Here is a 6032-nt window from a genome sequence, read left to right on the forward strand (position 1 = left end):
AGGCCTACAGGTAAAATTTGGCGTAACCCTTTAAGGGAGGTGACCTGATATTTTCTTACTACATTTCTGATCTGTTTATCAGTAATTGCTTCACAGAGGCATACGTACATGATGCTTAACCTGTATAAATCACATACGAATATTTTAAATGAAAATGATTTGTATTTCAATTATCATTGCTGATTATTTACACAATATACTTTAGTGCCGTATTTAGAATTGACTTGTGGGGTCACTAGGCATTTCTTTCAGCCTAACGAGTGCTAAAACTAAAAAGGCACCTGAACGGTGCCTTTTCATTAAAACCTTTAGTGGTTAGGTATTATGCAATAATTTTTGCAACAACACCCGCACCTACAGTACGGCCACCTTCACGGATTGCGAAACGTAAACCGTCGTCCATCGCGATTGGGTGGATCAGGGTAACGATCATGTTGATGTTATCACCTGGCATTACCATTTCTACGCCTTCTGGCAGTTCGATAGTACCTGTTACGTCAGTTGTACGGAAGTAGAACTGTGGACGGTAACCTTTGAAGAATGGAGTATGACGACCACCTTCATCTTTGCTCAGAATATAAACTTCTGATTCGAACTGAGTATGTGGCTTGATTGAACCTGGTTTAGCCAATACTTGACCACGTTGAATTTCTTCACGTTTTGTACCACGTAACAGAACACCAACGTTCTCACCTGCACGACCTTCGTCAAGCAGTTTACGGAACATTTCAACACCAGTACAGGTAGTTTTTACAGTGTCTTGGATACCAACGATTTCAACTTCTTCACCAACTTTGATGATACCACGCTCAACACGGCCTGTTACTACTGTACCACGACCTGAGATTGAGAATACGTCTTCGATTGGCAGCAGGAATGGCTTGTCAATTGCACGCTCTGGCTCTGGAATGTAAGAATCCAAGTGCTCTGCTAATTCAACAATTTTCGCTTCCCACTCTGGGTTGCCTTCCAGCGCTTTCAGAGCTGAACCACGAACAACTGGAGTGTCGTCGCCTGGGAAATCGTATTGAGACAGAAGTTCACGAACTTCCATTTCAACTAATTCTAACAGCTCTTCGTCGTCTACCATGTCACATTTGTTCAGGAAAACGATGATGTATGGAACACCAACCTGACGACCTAACAGGATGTGCTCACGAGTTTGTGGCATTGGGCCATCTGTCGCAGCAACAACCAGGATTGCACCGTCCATCTGAGCAGCACCAGTGATCATGTTTTTAACATAGTCGGCGTGTCCTGGGCAGTCTACGTGTGCGTAGTGGCGAGTTGGAGTATCGTACTCTACGTGAGAAGTAGAGATGGTGATACCACGCGCTTTTTCTTCTGGTGCGTTATCGATTTGATCGAATGCACGCGCTGCGCCGCCGTAAGTTTTAGCCAGAACAGTAGTGATAGCTGCTGTCAGAGTAGTTTTACCATGGTCAACGTGGCCGATAGTACCAACGTTAACGTGCGGTTTTGAACGTTCAAATTTTTCTTTAGACACGACTCTATTCCTTATGGAGTTCCCTCTTCACTATAAAGAAGGAACTTAAATTAAAGTAGTTAATCGATAAAAAACCGATTATTTAGCGTTACGAGCTTCGATAACAGCTTGTGCAACGTTGTTTGGTGCTTCATTGTACTTCAGGAACTCCATAGAGTATGAAGCACGACCTTGTGTCTGAGAACGCAGGTCAGTAGCATAACCGAACATTTCCGACAATGGTACTTGTGCACGAACGACTTTACCAGTAGGTAGGTCATCCATACCTTCAATCATACCACGACGACGGTTCAGGTCACCAATAACATCACCCATGTAGTCTTCTGGTGTTTCCACTTCGACTTTCATGATTGGCTCAAGCAGAACTGGTTTAGCTTTTTTGAAGCCATCTTTAAACGCGATTGATGCCGCAAGTTTAAACGCCAATTCAGAGGAGTCAACATCATGGTAAGAACCGAAATGTAGACGAACACCCATGTTAACCACAGGATAACCCGCTAATGGGCCAGATTTCAGCTGCTCTTGGATACCTTTGTCAACCGCAGGGATGTATTCAGTAGGAATTACACCACCTTTGATTTCGTTGACAAATTCGTAGTCCATTGGAGCACCGTCTTTATCGTTTTTGTCCAGTGGGAACATATCGATAACGACATGACCATACTGACCACGACCACCAGACTGTTTAGCGTGTTTACCTTCGATATCAGTCACTTTAGCAGTGATTGCTTCGCGGTAAGCTACTTGAGGTTTACCAACGTTCGCTTCAACTTTAAATTCGCGACGCATACGGTCAACCAGAACGTCCAAGTGCAATTCACCCATACCAGCGATGATAGTCTGATTCGTCTCTTCATCACTTGATACGCGGAAAGATGGATCTTCTTGCGCCAAACGGCCCAATGCGATACCCATTTTTTCTTGGTCAGCTTTAGTTTTTGGTTCGATTGCAACAGAGATTACTGGCTCTGGGAATTCCATACGCTCTAGGATGATTGGTGCATCAATCGCACATAAAGTATCACCTGTAGTAACGTCTTTCAGACCGATAGCTGCCGCGATGTCACCAGCGCGAACTTCTTTAATCTCTTCACGTTTATTAGCGTGCATCTGTACGATACGGCCAAAACGCTCTTTTTTCGCTTTAACTGCGTTCAGTACTGTGTCACCTGAGTTAACAACACCAGAGTAAACACGGAAGAACGTTAAGTTACCCACGAATGGGTCAGTTGCAATTTTAAATGCTAATGATGAGAATGGCTCATCATCACTTGCGTGACGCTCAGCTGGAGTGTCTTTACCGTCGTCCAGAATACCATTGATCGCAGGTACATCTGTTGGCGCAGGTAAGTAATCGATAACTGCATCCAGCATCGCCTGAACACCTTTGTTCTTAAATGCAGAACCACAGGTAACCAGGATAATTTCACTTGCAAGAACACGTTGACGTAATGCAGCTTTAATTTCTGCTTCAGTCAGTTCTTCACCGCCCAGATATTTTTCCATCAGTTCTTCTGATGCTTCTGCTGCGGTTTCGATTAGGTTGTTGTGCCACTCTTCAGCTGCTTCTTGCATGTTCGCAGGGATATCTTCGTATTCGAAGGTAACGCCTTGGTCTTCATCGCTCCACTTGATTGCTTTCATTTTCAGCAAGTCAACAACACCAGTGAACGATTCTTCTGCGCCTACTGGTAATTGCAGTGGAACTGCGTTAGCTGCTAAACGTGTTTTTAATTGCTCAACAACACGTAAGAAGTTCGCACCCATACGGTCCATTTTGTTAACGAACGCAATACGTGGAACTTTATATTTGTTAGCCTGACGCCATACAGTTTCAGACTGTGGCTGAACACCACCAACCGCACAGTAAACCATTACTGCGCCATCAAGAACACGCATAGAACGTTCTACTTCGATGGTGAAGTCAACGTGTCCTGGGGTGTCGATGATGTTAACACGGTGTGGCTCATACTGTTTTGCCATACCAGACCAGAATGCAGTAGTCGCAGCAGATGTGATAGTAATACCACGCTCTTGCTCCTGCTCCATCCAGTCCATTGTTGCAGAACCTTCGTGAGTCTCACCAATTTTATGGTTTACACCAGTATAGAACAGAATACGTTCAGAAGTTGTGGTTTTACCGGCGTCGATGTGTGCACTGATACCGATATTACGATAACGTGCTATGGGCGTTTGACGGGCCATTTTTTCCTCTCTCGTGGGCGTTCATTTCTTCATATAAAGGGTAGCAAAGGCTACCCTGAGATACAGCACTAAGGTCGATAAAAAATTACCAACGGTAGTGTGCGAACGCCTTGTTAGCTTCTGCCATACGGTGAACGTCTTCACGTTTCTTAACAGCGGAACCTTTGTTCTCAGCAGCATCTGATAATTCGTTTGCCAGGCGCAGAGCCATAGATTTATCACCGCGTTTACGAGCAGCATCAACGATCCAACGCATTGCCAGGGCATTACGACGAACCGGGCGAACTTCAACTGGAACTTGGTAAGTTGAACCACCAACACGGCGGGATTTAACTTCCACAGTCGGACGCACGTTATCCAGTGCTAATTCGAATGCATCAAGTTCAGTTTTACCAGAACGCTGAGCAAGGGTCTCAAGTGCGTTATATACGATTGCTTCAGCAGTAGATTTTTTCCCGTCTACCATCAGGATATTTACAAATTTGGCCAGTAATTCTGATCCGAACTTAGGATCTGGAAGAATTTTACGTTGACCTATTACGCGACGACGTGGCATGGATATGACTCCGTTGTTAATTCAGGTTTGTCCAAAACTCTACGAGTTTATTTTGACATTAAGATTAAAAATGTTTGGCCTTACTTAACGGATATCCATTAAGCCTTAGGCTTTTTAGCGCCGTACTTAGAACGTGCTTGTTTGCGGTCTTTAACACCAGAACAGTCCAGTGCTCCGCGAACGGTGTGATAACGCACACCTGGCAAGTCTTTAACACGACCACCACGGATAAGAATTACGGAGTGTTCCTGCAAGTTGTGGCCTTCACCACCAATGTAGGAAGAAACTTCATAACCATTAGTTAAACGAACACGGCATACTTTACGTAATGCTGAGTTTGGTTTTTTAGGAGTAGTAGTATATACACGTGTACATACACCACGTTTTTGCGGGCAAGCTTCCAGTGCTGGAACGTTGCTTTTCACAACTTTCGAGCTACGGGATTTGCGTACCAGCTGATTAATAGTTGCCATTATTAAAAAAGCTCCTGGTTTTTTTGCTTCGTAAACACGGATTTCGACCTCGTTCGCCAACATGACGATACACGAGGACGCGAAATTTTATTGCTGACTGGCTCAGGTGTCAAGAAATATACAACTTTTAGTGCCTTTATATAGCAAAATGTTGTTTTTGGACTTCTGTTAGCTTCACAAAACCTTGATAAGTGATTACAGAAACTGCGTTTGAGAGGGAATTTTGTAACCCCCGCGCGTTGATGTCTACATCTAATGCATACAACTGAGCCCCTGTTTTTTGCAATGCATCAAGGTAAGGCGACTGCTGTACCGCGACAACCACGCCATCTTGCATCAGTAAAACTACGTCTTTATCAGTAATTAAACGTAACACTGCCGAAAAATCACAACTAAACGGAGATGTTGCTAATGTATACAGCATAGAAAAGATCCTATCATAGATCAAAAACCACACAAAAGATTAAAATCTAAGCACCACATCGCATTCCGCAATTTTCTTGCGAATCTCTTCAACGCCAAGGATCTTAGGCGGGACTACCCATTCATGATGTTCATCCAACCCTCTTTCTTGCATAGAAGCGCGGCAAAGATAAATATTTTCAATATCATACAGCGGTAAAATTTTAAACGTAGCGATGTAATCTCGGGCCAGAACTTTGCTAGGTTGTTGTTTTGCAAGAAGCTGAAAAATACCATCAGAAATAAAAAATACATTAATGTCTTCTGTCAGCGCTGAAGTCGCCAATAAGGCATCTAACCCTTCTCGGCCACTTGCATTTCCATGAGGCATAGTTGTAAAGACAAAGGCAATTTTTTTCACACAATACCTTAGTGTTGGGCTGTTCTTAGAATTGGACTGTTCTGTCTGTGGTCATCATAGCCTCAGCTAAGCTCCCTAAGCCGCTCATGATGAAGCCATTTGCAAGATTAGCGACGGGCAGCGTTAAATTTTGCGCTTGTTCTTGGTCAACGATACCCCGTCGTAATGCGGCAGAAACACAAATGTGCATTTCACACCCTGATTGCTCTGCCAGTTCCTGCCATGCTGCAACTAAATTAAATTCATCCGTTGCAGGCGAGGTCAACAAATTAGCATTGGTCACCCCTTCCCGATAAAAAAATAGGGTTTTCAATTGGTGCCCTTCTGCAAGAAGGGCTTTCGCAAATTGGAACGCACTTGTGGCTTGTTGCGTTCCATAAGCCGGACCAGTAACTAATAAACAGTAACTTAATGAATTTACGTGACTCATTCACCACTCTTGAATTGACGAATATATAAATAAACTGT

Annotated in this window: 8 protein-coding genes; all 8 read right to left on the bottom strand. The window is 43.7% G+C overall.

All coding sequences use genetic code 11. The features are described 5' to 3' along the window. Positions 1-110, bottom strand: a 110-nt coding sequence (locus tag OQV04_RS23205; RefSeq protein ID WP_332643042.1) for a (2Fe-2S)-binding protein, incomplete at its 3' end; no start/stop codon positions are given. A gap of 212 nt (positions 111-322) precedes the next feature. Then, the gene (gene tuf / locus OQV04_RS23210) at positions 323-1507 is read right to left on the bottom strand and encodes an elongation factor Tu (protein ID WP_042847578.1); all 1185 of its coding nucleotides are present in this window, start codon (positions 1505-1507) and stop codon (positions 323-325) included. A gap of 78 nt (positions 1508-1585) precedes the next feature. After that, on the bottom strand, positions 1586-3712 hold the full coding sequence (gene fusA / locus OQV04_RS23215) for an elongation factor G (RefSeq protein ID WP_129466963.1): 2127 nt from the start codon (positions 3710-3712) through the stop codon (positions 1586-1588). Positions 3713-3797: 85 nt separating this feature from the next. Beyond that, positions 3798-4268: a 30S ribosomal protein S7 gene (gene rpsG / locus OQV04_RS23220; RefSeq protein ID WP_004262486.1), complete on the bottom strand. Its 471-nt coding sequence runs from the start codon at positions 4266-4268 to the stop codon at positions 3798-3800. 98 nt (positions 4269-4366) lie between these two features. Then, the gene (gene rpsL, locus OQV04_RS23225) at positions 4367-4741 is read right to left on the bottom strand and encodes a 30S ribosomal protein S12 (RefSeq protein WP_004923923.1); all 375 of its coding nucleotides are present in this window, start codon (positions 4739-4741) and stop codon (positions 4367-4369) included. A gap of 136 nt (positions 4742-4877) precedes the next feature. Beyond that, positions 4878-5165 (bottom strand): sulfurtransferase complex subunit TusB, encoded by a 288-nt coding sequence (gene tusB / locus OQV04_RS23230; RefSeq protein WP_042847582.1) that lies wholly within the window; start codon positions 5163-5165, stop codon positions 4878-4880. Between the two features lie 39 nt (positions 5166-5204). After that, positions 5205-5534 (bottom strand): sulfurtransferase complex subunit TusC, encoded by a 330-nt coding sequence (gene tusC, locus OQV04_RS23235; protein ID WP_208292484.1) that lies wholly within the window; start codon positions 5532-5534, stop codon positions 5205-5207. Positions 5535-5589: 55 nt separating this feature from the next. Beyond that, positions 5590-5994: a sulfurtransferase complex subunit TusD gene (gene tusD / locus OQV04_RS23240; protein ID WP_042847585.1), complete on the bottom strand. Its 405-nt coding sequence runs from the start codon at positions 5992-5994 to the stop codon at positions 5590-5592. Positions 5995-6032 lie beyond the last annotated feature (38 nt).

It is taken from the genome of Escherichia sp. Lx600-2 (genome assembly GCF_036662595.1).
GTDB lineage: Bacteria > Pseudomonadota > Gammaproteobacteria > Enterobacterales > Enterobacteriaceae > Escherichia > Escherichia coli.